3 protein-coding genes and 1 pseudogene are annotated in these 3,727 nt (G+C 74.7%); 3 read left to right on the top strand and 1 reads right to left on the bottom strand.

Annotation, left to right across the window (positions count from 1 at the left end; genetic code table 11):
• Positions 1-263, bottom strand: a pseudogene (locus tag ACSNOK_RS31635) (collagenase); the annotation flags it as partial.
• Between the two features lie 234 nt (positions 264-497).
• Here ACSNOK_RS31635 and ACSNOK_RS31630 point away from each other — a divergent pair.
• The 3 genes from ACSNOK_RS31630 to ACSNOK_RS31620 all read left to right on the top strand — a co-directional run bounded on the left by ACSNOK_RS31630 (position 498) and on the right by ACSNOK_RS31620 (position 3,655).
• On the top strand, positions 498-1,199 hold the full coding sequence (locus ACSNOK_RS31630) for a molybdopterin-dependent oxidoreductase (RefSeq protein WP_436784236.1): 702 nt from the start codon (positions 498-500) through the stop codon (positions 1,197-1,199).
• 175 nt (positions 1,200-1,374) lie between these two features.
• Complete coding sequence (locus ACSNOK_RS31625; protein ID WP_436784235.1) at positions 1,375-1,899, top strand: TerD family protein; 525 nt, start codon at positions 1,375-1,377, stop codon at positions 1,897-1,899.
• A 304-nt stretch (positions 1,900-2,203) separates the two neighbouring features.
• Positions 2,204-3,655 (top strand): MFS transporter, encoded by a 1,452-nt coding sequence (locus tag ACSNOK_RS31620; protein WP_436784234.1) that lies wholly within the window; start codon positions 2,204-2,206, stop codon positions 3,653-3,655.
• Positions 3,656-3,727 lie beyond the last annotated feature (72 nt).

The raw sequence follows: 3,727 nt of genomic DNA, 5'->3' as shown, positions 1-3,727 counted from the left end.
GTGCGGACGCCCGCCACCCGGTCGTGGGGGAGCCCGCCGGGGGCCGGCAAAGGACGGGAGGTCGGCCGGGGTGCCCGGGCGAGGCGGTCGGCCCGGTCGTGCCCGGGGTCCGGGTCGGCCGCCGGCGGGGCCGTACGGCCGGGAGGGGCCGCCGCCGGCGCGGCGGCGGCCGAGGTGACGGCCGGAGCGAGGCCCGGGACGAACAGGGCCGCGGCGAGGGCACCGGTGGCCAGGGAACGGCGGACAGGTCTGTGTCGGGACACCGTTGTCTCCAGAGTGGGGGGACGGGTGAAGGGCCGAACTCCCGCCGGGCCGTGGGGTGCTGAGGGGGGCGGGACGGCCATCGCGGCGCTGTGTGATGTGTAACGTAGTAATGTGACATTGCATTGACAAGGTGTCCGCAGCAGGCGAAGGCGAAGTGGCGGAGGGAGCGGCCTTCCCGGCCCCGTCCGTTCGTTCGGAGGGCGCCGTCCGCGCCCCGGTGGCAGCCTGGAGCCATGACCCCCAAAGATTCGGCGAGTCCACGGGGCGGCCGGAGCGGACCCGCTCCGGACGGGCCCCTGCCGCCCGGCCAGCACGTCACCGCCCTGGAGCGCTTCGGTCCGCCGCAGTTCGCCGACCGCCACGTCGCCGTCCCCGAACGGCCGGTCCTCGCCGTGGGCGGCGACGTGGCGCGCCCGGCCCAGTTCGACCTGGACGACCTCCTGCGCCGGGCCGCCCCGCGCCGCACGCGCCACGGCGACCTGCACTGTGTGTCCACCTGGACCGCACGGGACCTGACCTGGGAAGGCGTGCCCTTCCACGCGGTGGAGCGGCTGATCGCCGAGACCGTACGGCCCCATCCGCGCGCCCGCTGGCTGCTGGTCACCGGACTGGACGGCTACCGCGACTGCCGGCCCCTCGCCTCCCAGGACGACGGCGTCCTGCTGGCCGACCGGCTCGACGGCGCTCCCCTCACCGCCGCCCACGGCGCCCCGGTGCGGCTGGTGGCCCCCGAGGAGTACGGCTACAAGAGCGTCAAGCACGTCGTCGCCCTGGAGTACCGCCGCCGCTACGCCGCCCCCTCCACCCGGCTGCTCCAACACCCCTACGGCCGGGTCGCCCGGGAGGAGCGCAGCAGGTTCCTCCCGGGGCCGGTGTGGCGCCGGCTGTGGGCGCTGGCGCTGCCGTGGATGCGACGGCGGTACCGGAAGGCCTGATCCGCGCGGTGGGCGGGCGCCGCCGCCGCTCATCGCCGAACGCGGCTCCGGCCCGACGTCAGCCCGCCCGGGTGCGCGTCCCCCCACCGTGCGGTGCCGCCGGTTTCCCTTCCGGTGCCGTCCGCCCCACGCCATCATGTGGGGACCAGGCACCGGACTCGGGGAGGGACGACGCGTGAGCGTTTTCGGCAAGGGCATCGAGAAGGCCGAGGTACGGCTGAAGTGGGACCCCGCGCCCCCCGGTGCCGACCCGCACGACCTCGACCTCGTCGTCGCCGTCCTCCGGGCCGACGACCCGCACGGCGCCCCGGCCCAGCTGGTGCACTTCGGCCGCCGCTCGCCCGACGGCACCGTCACCCTCAACCGCGACAGCCGCAACGGCAAGGGCCTGGGCTGGGACGAGGTGATGACCGTCGAACTGGTCCGGATGTCCGAGGCCAACGGACGGGTCGTGGTCGGCGTGGCCGCCCAGCAGACCGACGGCCGGCTCACCTTCGCCGACGTGGCCGGGCCCCGGGTGCAGATCGTGGCCGGCTACGAGGTGCTGGCCGAGCAGGACTTCGCCGCAGTCGGCGCGGCCACCGCCGCCACGGTCGGCGAGTTCGTCCGCGACGCCGCCGGGCTGTGGTCCTTCCGCCCGCTCCTCCGCGGCTTCGACGCCGACCCGGAGACCTTCGCGGAGACCATGGGCTCGGTCTGACGGGCGCGGGGCCTCCTCGGCGCCCGCGCTCGCGGACGGTGACGGCAGGGCGTCAACGGGTGACGTAGCGGAGCTGTCCGGCCCAGGGCCGGAATGGTGGACTCCGGTCAGCCGCCCGGAACAGGTACCTTTGGCCACGGACCGGATGTACGGGCGGGTTCGTGACCAGGTTCGTTCCGGCCTGCGGAACGGCCCACGCCGCGGACGGCGGAGACGATCCGCGCTCCTCGGAACCCCCGGAATCCGCTCCGCCGCTGTCCGGTCGGACAGCGGGCTCCGTCGCACCCCACGAAGACGTCGAGGCATGAACGTTTCTCACACCGGCCCGCACGGCGCCGACGCCACCACCGGCGCCCCGGCCGGCCGCACCACCCGGGTGGCTGTCCTGGTCACCGCCCTCCTCACGGCCTGCATCGCCTTCCAGCTGAACGCGAGCATGCTCAGCCCCGCGCTGAAGAGCATCGAGGACAGCCTCGGTGCCACCTCCGCGGAGATCGGTCTCACCCAGACCGCGTTCTTCACCTCGGCGGCCCTGTTCTCCCTGTTCCTCCCGCGCCTCGGCGACATCCTCGGCCGCCGCAAGGTGCTGGTCGGCATGCTCGCCCTGATGGCCGTGGGCTGCGTGGTCGCCGCGCTGGCGCACAGCGTGCCCGTGCTGTTCCTGGGCCGCGTCATCCAGGGCGCGTCCGGCCCGACCGTGCCGCTCTGCCTGATCATGCTCCGCGTCGAGGTGCCCGAGCCCAAGCGCTACGGCACCCTGCTCGGCGTGATCACCGCCGTCAACGGCGGCATCGCCGGCGTCGACTCCCTCGGCGGTGGCTACCTCGCCGACCACCACGGTTTCCAGTCGGTCTTCTGGGCGATGGCCGTCGTCGCCCTCATCGCCACCGTCATGGTCGCCACCATGACCCCCGAGACCCGGGTGCCGTCGGCCCGCCGGATGGACTGGCCGGGCGTCGGCCTCCTCGTCGTCTCCGTCGGCTCGCTGCTCGTCGCCCTCAACGAGGCCGGGAAGCTGGGCGCCGCGAACTGGACGCTCGTCGTCGGCCTCGTCGTGGTGGCCGCGGTCGCCTTCGCGCTCTTCTGGCGCACGGAGGACCGCTCCCCGCACCCGCTGGTCGCCATCCGGCACCTGAAGCAGCGCTCCACCTGGGCGACCCTGCTGACCACCGTGCTCACCATGACCGGCGTGTTCGCCGTCATGAACGGCCTGATCCCGGCGTTCGCGCAGGACGCCCAGGCGGGCCTCGGGATGAGCGCGAGCGAGTCCGCGTGGTGGACCCTGACCCCGTACGCGCTCGCCGGACTCGCCATGGGCCCGCTGGCCGGGCGGCTCGCCGCCACCTACGGCTACGGACGGGTGCTGCGGCTGGGCCTCGTCGGCGCGGTGGCCTCGGTCGTCCTGATGATCGTGACCGTGCCGGCCGACTCGCGGGTCCTGCTGCTGGTCACCTCGCTCCTGGTGGGCGTCACCTACGCGGGTGTGGCCAACATCGTCCTCAACGGGCTGGGCATCGTCCTGTCGCCCAAGGAGAACCCCGGGTTCCTGCCCGGCCTGAACGCCGGCGCCTTCAACCTCGGCGCCGGGCTCAGCTTCGCCGCGCTCTACGCCGTCAAGACGGCCACGGCGCCCTCCGACGCGTCCTCGCCCGGCGGGTACGTCACCGGCATGATCGCCGGTGTGGTGATCCTGGCCGCCGCGATCGGCACGTCGTTCCTGATCCCGAAGCCGGTGGAGGCCGAGGCGCACGACTGAGGCGCCCGCCCGGCCCGGTTCCCCCGGCCCTCCTCCCGTGGGGGGGGGGGGGGGGGGGGGGGGGGCGGGGGG

Source organism: Streptomyces sp. URMC 126, from assembly GCF_051386555.1.
GTDB lineage: Bacteria > Actinomycetota > Actinomycetes > Streptomycetales > Streptomycetaceae > Streptomyces.
This window is presented reverse-complemented; position numbering and strand designations above follow the sequence as displayed.